This is a genomic window from Pseudomonas sp. FBCC-B1667 (assembly GCF_059133255.1).
This window is the reverse complement of record NZ_CP101437.1, coordinates 4541127-4557169: the sequence shown is the minus strand read 5'-3', so window position 1 is coordinate 4557169 and position 16043 is coordinate 4541127. Positions and strand designations below refer to the sequence as shown.

General features: G+C 61.6%; 10 protein-coding genes. 2 read left to right on the top strand and 8 right to left on the bottom strand.

What is annotated here, in order from left to right; all coding sequences use genetic code 11:
- The first annotated feature begins 62 nt into the window (after positions 1-62).
- Complete coding sequence (locus tag NL116_RS21050; RefSeq protein WP_494373871.1) at positions 63-1019, top strand: alpha/beta hydrolase; 957 nt, start codon at positions 63-65, stop codon at positions 1017-1019.
- Between the two features lie 139 nt (positions 1020-1158).
- On the opposite strand, the gene NL116_RS21045 is transcribed toward NL116_RS21050, so the two are convergent.
- From NL116_RS21045 to pvdM, 5 genes are all read right to left on the bottom strand, one after another.
- The gene (locus tag NL116_RS21045; protein ID WP_494373870.1) at positions 1159-3636 is read right to left on the bottom strand and encodes a TonB-dependent siderophore receptor; all 2478 of its coding nucleotides are present in this window, start codon (positions 3634-3636) and stop codon (positions 1159-1161) included.
- Positions 3637-3908: 272 nt separating this feature from the next.
- A complete protein-coding gene (locus NL116_RS21040; protein WP_494373869.1) occupies positions 3909-5558 on the bottom strand; it encodes a cyclic peptide export ABC transporter in 1650 nt (549 codons plus the stop codon).
- A gap of 210 nt (positions 5559-5768) precedes the next feature.
- Entirely contained in the window at positions 5769-6641 is an 873-nt protein-coding gene (gene pvdO / locus NL116_RS21035) for a dihydropyoverdine dehydrogenase (protein WP_494373868.1), read from the bottom strand.
- Positions 6642-6708: 67 nt separating this feature from the next.
- Complete coding sequence (pvdN, locus tag NL116_RS21030; RefSeq protein ID WP_494373867.1) at positions 6709-7989, bottom strand: pyoverdine-tailoring periplasmic protein PvdN; 1281 nt, start codon at positions 7987-7989, stop codon at positions 6709-6711.
- Positions 7990-8017: 28 nt separating this feature from the next.
- Positions 8018-9367, bottom strand: coding sequence for a pyoverdine-tailoring dipeptidase-like protein PvdM (gene pvdM / locus NL116_RS21025; protein WP_494373866.1), 1350 nt, complete (start codon positions 9365-9367; stop codon positions 8018-8020).
- 191 nt (positions 9368-9558) lie between these two features.
- Between pvdM and pvdP the strand changes: the two genes are divergently transcribed.
- Positions 9559-11187, top strand: a complete 1629-nt coding sequence (pvdP, locus tag NL116_RS21020; RefSeq protein WP_494373865.1) for a pyoverdine maturation tyrosinase PvdP — start codon at positions 9559-9561, stop codon at positions 11185-11187.
- Positions 11188-11325: 138 nt separating this feature from the next.
- Here pvdP and NL116_RS21015 read toward each other — a convergent pair whose 3' ends face one another.
- From NL116_RS21015 to NL116_RS21005, 3 genes are read right to left on the bottom strand one after another with little or no spacing between them, the layout of a single operon-like run.
- Entirely contained in the window at positions 11326-12720 is a 1395-nt protein-coding gene (locus NL116_RS21015; protein WP_494373864.1) for an efflux transporter outer membrane subunit, read from the bottom strand.
- Positions 12721-12727: 7 nt separating this feature from the next.
- Entirely contained in the window at positions 12728-14701 is a 1974-nt protein-coding gene (locus tag NL116_RS21010; RefSeq protein ID WP_494373863.1) for a MacB family efflux pump subunit, read from the bottom strand.
- On the bottom strand, positions 14702-15874 hold the full coding sequence (locus NL116_RS21005; RefSeq protein ID WP_494373862.1) for an efflux RND transporter periplasmic adaptor subunit: 1173 nt from the start codon (positions 15872-15874) through the stop codon (positions 14702-14704). It lies immediately after the preceding gene.
- Between the last annotated feature and the right edge of the window lie 169 nt (positions 15875-16043).

Genomic DNA, 16043 nt, shown 5'->3' with positions numbered 1-16043 from the left:
CCACAGGGTTCTGCTTTCGTATCGAAAATTTATTGACATCTTCGTGTAAAAGGATTCATCCCATGGCCGTATTGCCAGAACTTGAAGCATTTCTAGAACTCGCCGAGTTCGGCCGGATGACCGGCAAAAGCCGCGCGATGCATGAACAATCGCCGCAACAGGCGCGAGTCGATTTTGAAGCATCGTCAGGGTTTCTCGATGTGCCGCTGGACACCGTGGCCTGTGAGCATTTCACTATTGCTGCCCGCGACGGCCATAGCCTGTCGGCAAGGGTGTATCGCGATGGGCAAGCGGTCGAGGGCTTGCAACCGGTGGTGCTGTATTTCCATGGCGGCGGCTATGTGGTCGGCAGCCTCGACTCCCATGACGCACTGTGCCGGCGACTCGCCTCGCAGGGTGGTTTTGCGTTGCTGGCGGTGGACTATCGACTGGCGCCGGAATGGTGTTTCCCTACACCCGTGCAGGATGCCTGCGATGCCGGCAACTGGCTGGTGCGTGAAGGCGCGGCACGAGGGCTGGATGCCAATCGGGTGACAGTGGCCGGTGACAGCGTGGGCGCGACATTGGCCACGGTGCTGTCGATCATGGCAGTGCGTGAACCTGAGGAGCTGACGTTGAAACCCAAGGCGCAGGTGTTGCTGTACCCGGTGACGGATGCGCTGACCCAGCGTGCTTCGCATCGGGATTTCGCCGAGGGTTATTTGCTGGAGACGCCGACCCTGGATTGGTTCTACGCGCATTACGGGCGCACACCGCAGGATCTGGCGGACTGGCGCTGCTCGCCGTTGCTGACGGCGGATTTATCCGGCGTGTCGCCGGCGCTGGTGTACCTGGCCGGGCATGATCCGTTGCATGACGAAGGGCTGGCCTATGCCGATCGGCTGCGTGCGGCGGGAAATGAGGTGACGTTGCTGGAGCAGCCCGGGATGACCCATGACTTTATGCGCATGGCGGGGTTGTTGGGGGAGGTTGAAGGGATTCATGCGGAAGTGGCGGGGTGGGTGCGTTCGCGGGTTTGAGATGAACTGAAAAAAAACCGCCATGCCTGGATCAGGGGTGGCGGTTTTTTTGTGCCTGGCCTGACATCCAACACAAATACCCCAGACAAAAAAATACCCGCCTCTCACGACACGGGCATTTTCAGTTTTAGCTCACACCTCAGAAATCATACTTGGCCGTGATCTGCAGATTCCGCGGCTCGCCGTAGAACGTCGTACCGAAGTTGCCCAGGCCAGACATGTACTTCTTGTCGAAGACGTTATTGGCATTGGCGGTGAAGCTCAGGTGCTCGTCGTACTGATAGCGGGTCATCAGGTCGACGAGGGTGTAGCCGCCTTGCTTGAGCAGGGTGCTGCCACCTTCGCCGTTACCCACGTTCGGGCTGAAGCTCTGGCCGTAGAACGCGCTCTGCCAGCTGATACCGCCACCGACGGTGAACTGGTCCAGCGCGCCCGGCAGGCGGTAGGTGGTGAAGGTGCGCACCACGTGTTCCGGCTTGCTGGAGGCCAGCGGGAAGCCGTAGATCCGTTGCTCGTCCTTGTCGCGGGTGCGGGCGTAGGTGTAGCCGGCCGACAGGTTCCAGCCTTCGGCCAGTTCACCGGCCAGTTCCATTTCCACGCCTTTGGTGGTGGCGCCGGAGATGGCTTCATAGACGTCTCGACCGGTGCCGACGTCCGTGGTGACGTACTGGGCAACGTTGTCCTGGTTGATCTGGAACAAAGCAAAGGTGGCGTTCAGCCTGCCTTCGAAGTAAGCCGCTTTCAGGCCCGTCTCGTAGCTGTCGCCTTCAACCGGGTCAAGGGTCGAACCGCTTGCGTCCAAATAGATCTGTGGCTGGTAGATCTTGGTGTAGCTGGCATAGACCGAGTACGTATCGTTCAGGTCATAGACCACACCGGCGTACGGCGTGACAACGCCATGTTCCTTGTAGCTGGCATGGGAGTCGGTCTGGGTTGCCCCCGGATAGTACGAGTAATCTTCGTTGTACTTGAAGGTGCTCAAGCGGCCGCCGAGGATGAACGACAGGTCGTCGGTCGGACGCAGGCGGGTAGCCATGTAGACACCGTTCTGACTCTGGGTGCGTTCGTACTTGCCGTTCTTCGGGAACTCCTGTTTCGGCAGGTGGCCGTTCCAGTCGAAGAGGCTGCCCGGCACCAGTTCGAAGGCGCTGGTGTCGTAGGTGGCGCCGGTCTGGCGCGAGTGGGCGGCCATGAAGCCCGCCACCAGTTCATGCTCGCGCCCCCCCAGCGAGAACGGACCGGAGATGTTCACGTCCCCCGAGTTCTGCACGCGATGACCTTCCCAGCGTCCCCAGTACAGGAAGTTGCCTTCGCCCGTGACAGGGTCTGCGGAGCCACCGCTGGCCGAGGCCAGTTGGGTGTCGTGATCGGTGGTTTTCTGGTCGAAGCTGGCCTTGAATTTCCAGCCACTGGCCAGCGCTTGTTCAAGCGACGCGAAGTAAGTCGTGCTGTCGAAATCGCGGCGGCTCCAGTTCGCACCCGGGTTGAAGCTGCGCGAGAAGTCGGTACGGCTGCCGTCGGTGAAGTACGGTGCGTTACCGGTCCAGGTGCTGCCGCGCGGAGTGACACTGGACTTGTCGATACCAAACGTCAGCAGGGTGTCGTCCGTCAGATCGGCTTCGAGGATGCCGTAGAAGATGTCTTTTTTCTGGCTGTAGTGGTCGATGTACGAGTCTTTGTCCTGGTAGGCGCCGACGAAGCGACCACGGACGTTGCCGCTATCGGTCAGCGAACCGGAGATATCGCCTTCGGTGCGGTAGTTGTCCCAGGAACCGGCGGTGGCGCTGACCGAGGCCTTGAACTCCTTGGTCGGTTTCTTGCGGATCAGGTTGACGGTGGCAGACGGGTCGCCCGCGCCGGTCATCAGGCCGGTAGCGCCTTTGACGACTTCGATGTGGTCGAGGCTGGCCGCGTCGTCGCCGTTGTTCGGGTTCTCACCGTACACGCCGTCGTAGGGAATGTTGACGCCGTCGTACTGGAAGTTGGTGATGGCAAAGCCACGGGCGGAAAACTCGGTGCGGTCACTGTCGTACTTCTGCATCGTGACGCCGGGGGTGTTGCGCAAAGCGTCAGACACACTCTGAACGCCGCGATCGTCCATCTGCTGACGCGTTACCACGGTGACCGATTGCGGGGTTTCACGAATGCTCAGCGGCAACCCGGTCGCGGAGGCGGTGGCGCCGGTGGTGTACGAGCCGGTGTCTTCCGTGGTCAGGCCCAGGCCCTGGCCGGAAATGGTGGTCGCGCCCAATTGCAGGCCAGAACCGCCACCGGACACCAGGGTCACGGTGTTGCCATTGATCTGGAACGAAATGCCGGAACCTTGCAGCAGTGCCTTCAGGGCATCAGACGGTTCCAGCGAACCGGACACCGCACGGGACTTGATGCCGGCTACCTGGTCCGGGCTGTAGAGGATCTGCAGATTGGTCTGCATGCCCAGTTCGGTCAGCGCGTTGGAAAGCGGCTGGACGGCGATATTCACTTTTACAGGTGCAGCATTGGCCACCGAGCTCCCCAGCAAGGTGGCGGTCAGCACTACGCTTGTAAACAGGGTGCGATGCAAAGTCGGGCGCTGTACGGCCAGCGCGAGAGGTGTGCGGCGTGGTTGAGGTCGCATTACGTACCTGAGCTCCTGAAAAGTGGGGTGCAAAGTTATTGTTAATAAGAATGATTATTAAGACGGGGCATGGACGTAAAACCGGAAAGAAACCTGAGAAATAAATTTCAGAAGGGCGAGTCACGGGGGCATTTGGTTTGCCCACATGCCAGTCAGTCAGTCAGGAGAACAAACTGTGGGAGCTTGCTCGCGATAGCGGTGGGTCAGTCGCCATTCATGTTGAATGTGACGACCCCATCGCGAGCAAGCTCGCTCCCACGAGTAATCAGTGATCAGGCAGGGGCCAATTCGGTAACCACGCGGCCGCTTTCCATGCGCACCAGTTGATCGGCGACATCGAAATAACGGTCATCGTGGGAAATCACAATGATGGTCTTGCCCAGGCGTTTGAGGTCCGGCAGTAGCTCGGTATAGAAAATCCGGCGGAAGGTCGGGTCTTGATCCGCCGCCCATTCATCGAACACCAGCACTGGACGTTCCTCCAGCCACGCGTTGACCAGCGCCAGGCGCTTGCGCTGGCCGGTGGAGAGGTCAGTGGTGGTGAAGTTGCCGTCCTTGACGCGGACCTTGTGCGCGATCTCCAGCCGTTGCAGGTATTTATTGGCGTCTTCGGGGAGGTGCGTATCGCCCTGGACCACGTCATCGAACAAGTAGTAATCGGCGAAGATCGTGGTGAACAACTGACGATAATCATCGCGATTCTGCGCGTCGATGGTCTCGCCGTTGACACGGATCTCGCCCTGCTGCGGCGTGTACAGACCCAGCAGCAACTTGATCAAGGTGGTCTTGCCGCAACCGTTCTCGCCGACGATAAAGGTGATGTCGCCTTGCTTGATCGTCAGGTTGACCGGCCCGAGCTGGAACGGCGCTGCCCCTTCAACGGCCGGGAAAGCGAAACGTACATCGGCCAGTTTCAGTTCGTGCACCGCTTGTTTGACTTGGCCCTGATCGCTCAAAAGCAGATGCGGTTCTGGAGTGGAAAACTGCTCGGACAACTCGGCGATGCGGCGAAAAGCAATCTGCGCCCGGCTGACAATTGGCAGGGTGCCGATCAAGTGTTCCAGCGGGCCTTTCATGTACAGCAGCACCAGCACGAAACCGCTCATCACGGTTTTATCGGCGCTCGGCCAGAAGGTTTGCAGGGCCAGCGCCAGGCCGATCACCACGAAGAACAGCATCGAGCCAAAGGTCTTGGCGATCACGAACGTGTTGATCGAACGCACCTGGGTGTTGCAGATGAATTCGGCGGTGGCCTTGATGCCCGAGACAAACATGCGCTGGCGGCGCGGGCGATGGATGCGCAGTTCCTTGGCGCCTTCGGCAATCGCGTTGTAGTGCTTTTGCAGTTCGTCTTCAGCGTCGCGGGCGGCCATGAAACCCTTCACGCCTTTGCTCTGGGCGTAGGCCTGAATCGCCGTGCCGATCAGGATCGCGGCGACCATGATCAGGAACATCGGCCACGACAGGATCGCCAGGTAGCCCATGCAGCCGAGGGTCACGGTCACGGAAATCGCCAGCGGGGCGAAGGCGAAAGCGAAGTCGCTGATGGTGTCGACGTCGTGGGTCAGCACCGGGATCAGCCGGTGGCTGCGGTAGCGCTCGATCTGTTCGATAGGCGCCGACAAGACCTTTTCGCCGAGCTGTTTACGCAGCTTGGCGATGATGTGCTGGCCGACGTAGTTGGTGCCGATGTCGGAACAGATCGAACTCAGCAGCGCCAGCAGGCACAGGCCGGCGAACAGCGCAACGACGCCTTGGGTCAGGCCGGTGTCCGAATGCAGGGCGTTGTTGATGGTCGCCAGCAAGACCGTGACGCTCAGGCCGCCGACCATGCCCAGGAAAATGGACGCGGCGACGATCAGCCGAAAGGGTTTCAACAGGGCGAACAATTCGCCGATGGCGCCACGGGGAGGCTGGGTCATGGGAGACGGTTCCTTGGGTGGAAAGGCAGATACCCAGTAGAACGTCTGATCGAAGGCTTAATTTAGCGACCACCGATTGATGGCGGGGCGGCTGACACCACACACAACTTTGTGGGAGCGAGCTTGCTCGCGATGGCGGACTATCAGTCGACATCTACATCGACTGGAAGTCAGCCATCGCGAGCAAGCTCGCTCCCACAGGGGAAAGTGCTAAGGCTTAAGGTCACGCACCACGCGAAAGCCCATCCAGTCTCCGCGCTCTTGCGGATACTGGCTGTTGCGGTTGCCGGAGCGTGAGAACACCGGCGCTTCACCCCAGTCATTGCCGCGAATGCGCACGGCTTCGCAGTTGGCCTCTACCCACGCGCTGCCATCGGTGGGCGCACCGACGTAGTCCGGGTGTTCGCAATCTTCGACCCATTCGTACACGTTGCCATGCATGTCATACATGCCAAATGCGTTCGGCGGGTAGCTGCCCACGGGCGAGCTGTAGCTGTAACCGTCCGCCGGGCCGTAGGTGTTGGCGTGCTTGGCGATGCTGTATGACTTGCCTTCATCAAAGGGGAAAGGGAATGGCCCTTTTGTGCCACTCCGTGCGGCGTATTCCCGTTGGGCTTCGCTGACCATGTGGTAGCTCTGCCCGGTTTTTTTCGACAGCCAGGCGACGTAGTTCTTCACGTCATCGAAGTTCATGCACACCGCAGGCTGACGCGGTGTCTGCGGGTAACGTGGCTTGCTGGCGACACATTCGCGGCCTGGCCGGGTGTCGCCATTGGCAATGATCACGCCGCTCTCGCGCACATAACTGTCCCATTCACCGGCGGTGACCTGGAAGCGGCTCATGGCGAATGGCTTGGCGAAGGTCACGTCGTGCATCGGGCCTTCGTCGGGTTCACGGCCGACTTCATCGTCCGGCGTGCCCATGGTGTAAGTGCCGGCGGGCAGCACCACCATTTCCGGGCAGTCGCGGCAGTCCTTGAAGACTTTGCCGGGTGGCGGTGCGGTGGCGGCGTGGGCGCCTCCGATCATCAATGCGGTCAGGGCCAGGGCCTTGAGTGGCCGTGTCAGCAGATCACTGTTCATGCGTCATCTCGATTGAAGAAAATATGGGGCTGCATGCACGATCCAATGTGGGAGCTGTGTCATGGCGTCATGCGGTTTTGTTCAGCAGGGCCATGAAGCGGTCGATCTGGTCTTCGGTGTTGAGCAAGCCCGGCGCAATCCGGATCACCGGGCCGACATCGCGCTCCACCGAGTCGCAGACCACGCGGTTCTCCATCAACCGGGCGGCGACTTTTTCGCAGTCGCGGTCCTTGATGCGGAAGAAGGTGAAGCCGGCCGAAAGGACCGGACTCTTCGGCGTGACCAGTTCGATCTGCGGATGCTCCAGCAAGCGGCTTTTCGCATAGGCATTGAGCGCATGAATCCGCGCCTGCACCTCGGCCTTGCCCAGCTGCAGATGCAACTTGAACGCCTCGTCCAGTGCCCAGCGGTGTTCAAAGCTGTGATAGCCACCGGGGGTCATGATGGTCGAGAAGGTGGTGGCTTCGGAGAAGGTCGGAATGATCGGCGTGACGTCTTTGAGCTCGGCGGAACGGGCGCAAATGATTCCGGTGCCGCGCGGGCCGAACATCCATTTGTGAGTGCCGGCAATGAAGAAGTCGCAGTGCATGTCGGGGAAGTCGAGGTCTTCGACGCCAAAACCGTGCACACCGTCGACCACATACAGAATGCGGTCCTTGTCGTCGCGATTACGGTTCTGTTCTTCCACCAGTTTGCCAATCTCGCCGATCGGCAATTTTACGCCGCTGCCCGATTGCACCCAGGTCATGCCCAGCACGCGGGTGTGCGGGCGAATGCCTTTGGCGATGGAGCCGAGCACTTCATCGACGGACACGTCGCGGCTGTTCTCGAACAACTTGAGCTTGCGCACCTTGACCCCGTCCTTTTGCTGGCGGTAATCCAGCGCATAGTGGGTGGCGTAGTGTTCGTGTTCGGTAGTGAGGATTTCCTGATCCGGACGCACATGAATGCCGCCGTAGATCAGCGACAAGCCTTCAGTGGTGCTGCCGGTGAGGGCGATCTGCTCGGGTGTTGCGTTGAGGTAACGCCCGGCCCAGACGCGCACGTCCTGTTCGCGTTTTTCCGTTTCGCCGAGGTCCCAGTCCATCGCCCGGCCGGGGTTGCGGTCGAGCTTGGTGCGGTGCCGTTCGATGGCCTCGCGCACCGGTCGCGGGTGCGACGTCACCAGAAAGTTGGCGAAGTGCAAATAGTCCGGGTCCTGATCGAACAGCTGGCGCAATTGTGCCCACTTGTCCTCGGGCAGTGGCTGCGCGGTGGCAGCCCTTGCCGGCAACATCACAGCGCTGCTCAGGGGCAGGCCGGCCGCAAGGATCCCGGCCTGCTTGAGGAATGAACGACGGTTGGTCATCAGCAAGGTTCGCTTTTGCAAAGGGGATTCAGTGGTTCGCCACCGGCCGGGAAGACTTCTGCACCTGGTCCCAGACCCGCAGGAAATTGCCGCCCCACAACTTGGCGATATCGGCCTCGCTGTAGCCGCGGCTGATCAGCTCGGCGGTGACGTTTCGCGCTTCGCTGACATCCTTCCAGCCCTCGAGGCCGCCGCCGTCGTTGAAGTCGGAGCTGATGCCGACATGGTCGATGCCGATTTTCTTCACCGCGTAATCAATCGCGTCGCCGTAGTCCTTCAGGGTGGCTTTCGGTTCTTCGTCGACAATTGCGTAAAGCTGGCTGGCGTACTCGCCGAAACGCTGCTCGGACCAGACAGTGATCACCGGGTCACCGGGCATCAGCGCCATTTCCAGGCCTTGCAACGGTTGCAGGTCGAAGCGGGCGCGCAGGGCGTTGAGTTTGTCTTGGGTGGTTTGACTCAAGGGGCGGATGTAAGTCGGGAAACCGACGATCTGCACCACGCCGCCGCTGTTCTTGATCAACTGCATTTCCGGGTCGCTGAGGTTGCGCGGGATGTCCACCAATGCACGCGGCGCCGAGTGCGAGGCGACCATCGGCGTGCGGCTCAGTTGCGCGACTTGTTCCAGAGCCTTGGTCGACATTTGCGAGACATCGATGATCACGCCGAGGTCGTTGAGGCGATGCACCGCTTGTTTGCCGATGTCCGACAGGCCGCCGAGGGCATCGCGCGAATCATTGAAAAACGGCAAGGGGCGCGAGGAGTCGGCCCAGGCGTTATTACCGACGTAACTGAAGCCGAACATGCGCATGCCACGGGCGGCCCACGTGTCCAGGGCATTGAGGTCGTTGCCCAGCGGATAGGCGTTGAGCATGCTCATGAACACCGCGAACTTGCCTTCGCCGTGCAGGCGCCGGAAGTCGTCGGGGGTGTAGGCGATGGCGACCTGGTTGGGGAAATCGCGAACCATGGCGCTGATGATTTTGTAGCGGGTTTCCTGCTCGGATCGTGCCTCGTCGACGAAGCCGGCGGTGGGACGGTGCGGGGCATTGGCGCCGCTCCAGATTTCCGGCCAGCCGAAGATGGTCAGGGCCGCGCCGGACAGGCGTCCGCGCCCGGTCTTGACCAGGTCGAACTGCCCGCTGCCATCTTTGTCCGCTTCATTGCCGGCGGTGCCGAAGTCCAGCGGCACGGTGACGTGGCTGTCGAACGAGAGGATGCGCGTTTGCAGCTCATCGGCCTGTTGCATCACTTTGACCGGGTAGCCGGGGTTGTCCTTGAACCAGTGATCCCAGACGGCATAGCCGGCACCGGCGCTGATGGCCAGCGCCAAGGGCAGGCCCAGGTACAGCGGCTTTTTTGAACGTGGTTTTTTCATGTTCATCTCAGTCAGGTTCGTTGCCCCGGTGTGGGGGCTTTGCTATCTGGGATGGACGAGTGGCTGATCCGATAATTTAGGTATGTCTGCCGGCCTCTTCGCGGGCTTGCTCGCGAAGCTCTTAAATTTTTGAAGGGGACGAACGTTCTAGCTTGGATAAAGCCTGCTTCATGGCTGACACAGGTAGGGCAATGACGATTTCTCGACGAGGGTTCATGGCAGGCCTGGCGCTGACCGGCGCTGCCGTGCCTGCGGCTTTTTATGGGCATCGCGAATGGACGAAAGCGGATCCGACGATCACGCCCGGCGAAGCGTCTTTTGATGTGGCGGATGTCGCCGGCCAACGGTTGGCGGACACACTGCGGGGTGTGTGGCAGATTCGTTTTGAAGGGCGTGACGCCGGGATTGAAGGGTTGCCTCGCGACGGTCTGGAAGTGTTTCTGGATGTCGGCCACAAAGGGCGCGGCCTGATCGGATTTCTCGACACGGCCAAGCGTTTGCGTTCAAACGAAACACCGCGCTACCGGGTGATCGGTGATCTGGCCGACGCCAACGCGGCGCAATTGAGTTGGCGGCTGGTCAGTGCCGACGCGGCCAACGGCACGCCCGATTACGAATTCAGCATGACCCTGGACGAAGTCTGGGCCGGCTTCGGCAATGCCGGCAGCGGCACTCTCAGCGGTCGCGTCTTGAACCTCGATCGGCCGCTGATGATGACCGCGCAGGACAATCGCTTCATCGCCGTGAAACGGGTTTTCCCCGAAGCTCGCGAGCGCACGGGCCTTAACGCGCCGTTGCTGGCCTGGCTGATTTCCCCCGAGCATCGGCTGTTTCACCAGCTCTGGCATGCCTCGCGGGACAAATGGCACACCCTGGCCGAAGACAAGCGCAATGCCTTGCGCGGCCTCGGTTGGCAGCCGGGTCCGCGTGACAAGGAGCGTGATGCCCGTGGTGCGCGCAAGGATCGCAACGGTTCCGGTGTGGATTTTTTCTTCATGCACCGGCACATGCTCGGCACGGCGCGGTCGATGCAGGACTTGCCATCGTGGCAGTACTTTCCGTTGCCGCAACCGGAACTGGCCCGTGACCGCATCGGCTTCGCCCAGTACTGCGACAACCACGACGGCACCGCGCTACCGCCAACCTGGCTGGCTGACGACGATGCCGAATATTCGCAATGGGTCAGCGACATCAAGACCGCCGAGACTTATCACAGCAACTTCCAGGTCTGGGAGTCGCGCTACCGCGATCCGCGTTACCTGTCGAAGCTGACCCTGGGCCAGTTCGGCTCAGAGGTTGAACTGGGCCTGCACGACTGGCTGCACATGCGTTGGGCCTCGGTGCCGCGTGATCCATCCAACGGCCATCCCGTGCCGTTCGCCCGGGATCCGTCAGACTTTTCCGCCCGTTGGTTTGCACCGGAAAACGACTTTCTGGGTGACCCGTTTTCGTCCCATGTGAACCCGGTGTTCTGGCACTTCCATGGCTGGATCGATGATCGACTGGAAGACTGGTTTCGCGCGCATGAACGTTTTCATCCGGGGGCGGTGAGTCGGCTCGAGGTCAATGGCGTGGCGTGGTTCGCGCCGGGACGTTGGGTGGAAGTCGATGATCCGTGGCTCGGGCCGAGCACCCATGGTTGCAACACCACGCCGGGGTTGCAGGCAGGAAAATCGGTGGAGATGGACCCGGAAACCATGAAGCTGGCGTTGCGGATTACGTTTGGCGAGGATGAGAGGAAGCTCGCTGACTTGTTCAGGAAAGTGCCTCAGCGGCCCTGGTATGCGCGGCATTTGAAGGCTAAACCGGTTATCAGTTAATCAGTTAGCCCGCGTTATCGTTCATCGCGGGCAAGCCCGGCTCCCACAGGGTTTTATGTGTGCCGCATGATTTGGGTACGACATAAAACCTGTGGGAGCCGGGCTTGCCCGCGATGGCGGACTCACTGGCGACACACATTACAAAGTTTGCCACCCGCCCCCCAGTGCCTTGTACAGCGCAATACTCGCCTGCAACCGCGACAACCGCAGCTGCACATTCAAATCCTGCGCCGCATACAGCGTGCGTTGCGTCTCCAGCACCGTCAGCAAATCCTCGGCCCCGGCCTGATAACGACTTTGTGCAATATCGAATGCGGTCTGCGCCTGTTTCAGTTCCTCGCCTTGCCATTGCCGCTGTTCATCCAGCCCACGAATGCTGTTCAGCGCTTTTTCGACGTCGGCGAAACCGTTGATGATTGCGCCGCGATAAGTTTCAAGCAGTTCCACCTGGCGGGCCGTGGCCTTGTCGCGTTCGGCGCCCAGGCGTCCGTTGTTGAACACGGGCGCAAGCAACCCGGCGGTGAGGTTGTAGAACGGGCTGCGCAGAATGTCCGACGCGCGATCCGCGCCCGAGCCGATTTCGGCGCTCAATGTCACGGTAGGCAACATCGCGGCGCGGGCCACGGTGACGTCCGCCTGCGCCGCCGCCAGTTGCGCCTCGGCGCGGGCAATGTCCGGGCGACGGCTGATCAGTTCACTGGGCACGCCAGCGTCGATGGCCGGCCATGACAGCTGATCAAAGTGCTCCTGCCCCAACGACAACTGCTGCACCGGCCGGCCGAGCAGGACGGCAAGGCTGATCAACGTGTCCTGCGCCTGTTGCTGCACCAGCGGCAATTGCCGTTGTTGCGCGGCGACCAGGCTTTTCTGTTGGGCCAGCTCCAGCGCCGTGGCCGAGCCTGAATCAAACCGCGTCTGCACCAGTTTCAATACGTTCCGCGCATTCGTCAGGTTCAACTCGGCGATGCGGCTCTGTTCATGCAGCGACAGGGTTTGCGCGTAGCCGCTGGCAACACTGCTAAGCAGTGTCAATTCCACTGTGGCCTGATCGAACTGGCTGGCCTGCAAGGCAAATTGCGCGCTGTCGCGGGAAGCCCGTTGGCCGCCCCAGAAATCGATTTCGTAGCTGGCGCTGAGGTTGGCGTTGAAATAGTCCACGGCGCTGTTGTCGCTGTCGGCATCCAGTTGGCTGTAGCCATTGCCGCGCAGCAGTTTCTGGCGATTGGCATTCAACCCCGCCGTGACCTGCGGCAGTTGCGAACCGCCGGCCACCACCGTCTCGGCCTGTGCCTGGCGCACCCGGGCGACAGCGGCAGCCAGATCAAAACTGCCGACGCGCGCCTGTTCGATCAGTTGGTCCAGCTGCGGGCTGCCGAACTGCGTCCACCATTGCGGGTTGCTGCGCGCAGCGTCTTGTGTGTGCGGTGATTGCCAGGACGCGGGCGGCACGATACCGGCGTCGGGGCGCTGGGCGGGCGTGCCGCAAGCGCTGAGCAACAGGCAGAGCGTCAACAGACTGAGTGGCGGCTTCATCGAGAAATCATTCACTGGTAAGGGCCGTGACCGGGTCGAGTCGGGCAGCTTTGCGGGCCGGCATGAAGCCGAAGACAACACCGGTGACCAAGGCGCAGCCGAAGGCGCCGAGCACCGCTATCAAGGAAAATGCGACAGCGACTTCGCTGAGAATCAACACACCGCCGACGATCAGCGCCAGGGCAATTCCGGCCAGCCCGCCGACCACCGAGAGCATCACCGCCTCGGTCAAAAACTGGCGCAGGATGTCGCGCTGCCGGGCCCCGGTGGCCATGCGGATGCCAATCTCGCGGGTGCGTTCGCGCACCGTCATCAACATGATGTTCATCACGCCGATCCCGCCCACCAGCAGTGAAATCGCGGCAATCGAGCCGAGCATCAGCGACAGGGTGTTTTGCGTGCGCGCCTCGGCCTGGATCATTGCGGCGTTGTTGGTGAGTTCGAAATCCTTCTTGCCGTTGTGCAGGCGCAGCATCAACTGCTCGATGGCAGTTTCGGCTTCCTTGACCTTGCGCGCATCGGCGGCGGCGATAGCCACGTATTCCGGGTTGTGCGTGCCGAACAGCCGGACGCTGGCGGCGGAGTAGGGGATGGCGATGCGGTCGTCGCTGTCGGCGTCGCCGGAGCTGGCGCCTTTTTCCGCGAGCACGCCGACCACCTGAAACGGCACGTTTTCGATCAGGATGTAGTGGCCGATCGGGTTGGCCACATTTTTGAGCAATTTGCTCCGCACCTTGTGGCCAATCACCGCGACCGCCGCGGCGTTTCGCTCATCGGCCTCGGTGAAGTAACTGCCTTCGACCACCGGCCAGTTGAAGATCGCCGGGAAGTGGGTGTCGTTGCCACCGACGTAACTCAAATGATCGAGGTTACCGAAGCGCACCCCGGCTTCCTGACCGTTGACCGGCATGATCTGCATCACCTGCGGCAAACTGGCCACCGCAGCGACGTCATCAAGCGTGACGATGCCCGGCGCGGTGCGCGGGTTCGGCGCCGAGCCGCTGAGGTAAATGATGTTCGAACCGAAGGCGCCCATCTGCGCCATGACCTGGCGCTTGCTGCCTTCGCCGACGGCGAGCATCACCACCACCGAGGCCACGCCGATGATGATTCCGAGCAGTGTCAGCGCGGTGCGGAAGCGGTTGATCCACATCACCCGCCACGCCGCTTGTACGGCGTCAATCAGTTCGCCTTTCCACGCGCCGGTGGCCTCGGCACCTTCGCTCAGGCGCTTGCGCAGGTCCACGGCTTGTAACGCACCGGGGTTGGCTGAGATCTGGGCTTCAGGGGTGTCGCGGGCGCTGTCGCTGATGATCAGACCGTCGCGGATTTCGATGATGCGTTTGGCCCGGGCTGCCACTTCGCGGTCGTGGGTGATCAGGATGACCACGTGGCCCTGGCTCGCCAGTTCATCGAGCAGGGTCATGACCTCAGCGCCGCTGTGGCTGTCGAGGGCGCCGGTGGGTTCGTCGGCGAGGATGATATGGCCGCCGTTCATCAAGGCGCGGGCGATGGACACCCGTTGTTGTTGGCCGCCAGAAAGCTGATGCGGGCGATTGCCAGTGCGCGAGGCCAGGCCGAGGCGATCGAGCAGGGCCGCGGCGCGGGCGTGGCGTTCGGCGGCCGGCAAGCCTGCGTAGATGGCCGGCATCTCGACGTTTTCCTGGGCCGAGCCGGACGGGATCAGGTGATACCCCTGGAACACGAAACCGAAGGCTTCGCGGCGCAGCCAGGCCAGTTCATCACTGTCGAGCCCGGCGACGTTTTCCCCGGCGAAGCGGTATTCACCCGACGTCGGGCGGTCGAGGCAGCCGAGGATATTCATCAGCGTCGACTTGCCGGACCCGGAGGCGCCGACTATCGCCACGAACTCACCGGCATGGATCGACAGGTCGATACCGCGTAGCACATGCACTTCGGGAGAATCGCCACCGCCGTAGGCTTTGCGAATGCCTTGCAAGTCGATCAGAGGCGTCTGCATTCAGCCGCCCCTCCCGTCGGCCGCGCCGATCAGCAGGTGATCGCCTTCCTGCAAGCCGTCGAGGATCTGCACCCGCAGGCGATCACTGATGCCGGTGCGCACTTCGCGCGACTCGATGCTGCCGTTTTTGGCCACGACTTGTGCCGTCTGAGTGTCCGGATGTGCGCCGCCTTGTAGCGCTGCGATGGGCGCGGTGAGGACGTTTTTTGCCTGGCCGGACACGAAAAACACCTGAGTCGTCATCTCGGCCATCAGCGCGTTGTCGGCGTTATCGACGTCGAGCAACACGGTGTACAACACCACGCGGGCACTGCCGCTTTTGCTCGAACTGGCCGGGCTGCCGCCACCCTGGCTGGTCTGGTCGAGTGGCTTGGGCGGTACGGGCAGGACCTGCCGCACCGTGCTGTTCCAGCGACGATTGCCACCGCTGAGGGTGGTGAACCAGGCATTCATGCCGGGTTTGACGTGGCCGATGTCGGCTTCCGAGACTTCGGCCCATACGGTCATCGGCGATAACTTGGCGATGCGCAGAATCAGCGGGGTTTGTTGTTGCGCGTTGAGTGTCTGGCCGACCCGGGCATCGAGGGCGACGACCGTTCCAGACATTGGCGCATAGATTCGGGTGTAACCGAGCTCGGCCTGATCACTGCGCAGGCTGGCTTCGGCCTGGCGGATCTGCGCCTGGAACATGTCGATGCGCGCCTGGGTGGCGCGCAGCTCGGCCTGCGCGGTTTGCACGTCTTCCTCGCGGGTGGCGCCGCCGGCCTTGAGGTTCTGCTGGCGCTGGTACTTTTGCCGCGCGAGTTCATGCTGGGCCCGTTGCTCCTGAAGCTGAGCCTTGAGATTTTCGATGGAAAAGCGCCCGGCGTCGAGCTTGGCCTGTTGCGTGGATGGGTCGATTTCCACCAGCAATTGACCTTCCTGGACCACGTCGCCGACCTCCACATGAATCTTGTGGATCTGCCCGGAAGCCTGGGCGCCGACGTCGACATAACGCCGAGGTTGCAGGGTGCCCAGCGCCGTGACGCTGCTTTCGATGTCGCCACGGCTGACGGCCACGGTGGCGAACCTGTCGCGCCCGGGCGGAATGATTTTCCAGGCGGCGACGGCGATAACGGGGATCAGGCTAAGTGCTACAAGCAGGGCGCGTCGGGTGTGTCGTGGACGTTTCATGCAGGGTTCCGGCCAATGGGTATCGGCCCGTCGTTCGACCTGCGCGCAGCTAACAGCGACAGCCGAAAGAGACGGGGAGCTGTCCTGTAAACGAGGAAGGGTGCGGGGAATTTAGGTGCGGACACATAGGGTTACACCCAGTCGTCACGACTATTTGTGGGGCAAGGAC

Coding starts and splice junctions, on each gene's coding strand:
- pvdO (WP_494373868.1), bottom strand. CDS start 6,641: ATGAACAGTGATCTGCTGACACGGCCACTCAAGGCCCTGGCCCTGACC.
- NL116_RS21045 (WP_494373870.1), bottom strand. CDS start 3,636: ATGCGACCTCAACCACGCCGCACACCTCTCGCGCTGGCCGTACAGCGC.
- pvdN (WP_494373867.1), bottom strand. CDS start 7,989: ATGACCAACCGTCGTTCATTCCTCAAGCAGGCCGGGATCCTTGCGGCC.
- pvdM (WP_494373866.1), bottom strand. CDS start 9,367: ATGAAAAAACCACGTTCAAAAAAGCCGCTGTACCTGGGCCTGCCCTTG.
- NL116_RS21010 (WP_494373863.1), bottom strand. CDS start 14,701: ATGCAGACGCCTCTGATCGACTTGCAAGGCATTCGCAAAGCCTACGGC.
- NL116_RS21015 (WP_494373864.1), bottom strand. CDS start 12,720: ATGAAGCCGCCACTCAGTCTGTTGACGCTCTGCCTGTTGCTCAGCGCT.
- NL116_RS21040 (WP_494373869.1), bottom strand. CDS start 5,558: ATGACCCAGCCTCCCCGTGGCGCCATCGGCGAATTGTTCGCCCTGTTG.
- NL116_RS21005 (WP_494373862.1), bottom strand. CDS start 15,874: ATGAAACGTCCACGACACACCCGACGCGCCCTGCTTGTAGCACTTAGC.
- NL116_RS21050 (WP_494373871.1), top strand. CDS start 63: ATGGCCGTATTGCCAGAACTTGAAGCATTTCTAGAACTCGCCGAGTTC.
- pvdP (WP_494373865.1), top strand. CDS start 9,559: ATGACGATTTCTCGACGAGGGTTCATGGCAGGCCTGGCGCTGACCGGC.